The organism is Paenibacillus sp. CCS19 (assembly GCF_033239625.1).
Lineage (GTDB): Bacteria > Bacillota > Bacilli > Paenibacillales > Paenibacillaceae > Paenibacillus_T.
Genome location: NZ_BTCK01000150.1, coordinates 1 through 213 on the forward strand (window position 1 = coordinate 1; position 213 = coordinate 213).

At 49.8% G+C, this 213-nt stretch carries 1 rRNA gene; it reads right to left on the bottom strand.

Going from position 1 to position 213, the window contains the following annotated elements:
• Positions 1 to 213: ribosomal RNA gene (locus tag SBI19_RS29485) — 23S ribosomal RNA — on the bottom strand; the annotation flags it as partial.

The window sequence follows — 213 nt, forward strand, 5'->3', positions numbered from 1 at the left end:
TTTTGGTTACAGGGCTTTTACCTCTTTTAGCGGGCCTTTCCAGACCTCTTCGCCTAACCAACACCTTTGTAACTCCATGTGAGACGTCCTACAACCCCTACGGACAAGTCCGTAGGTTTGGGCTAATCCGCGTTCGCTCGCCGCTACTGACGGAATCACTATTGTTTTCTCTTCCTCAGGGTACTTAGATGTTTCAGTTCCCCTGGTATGCCT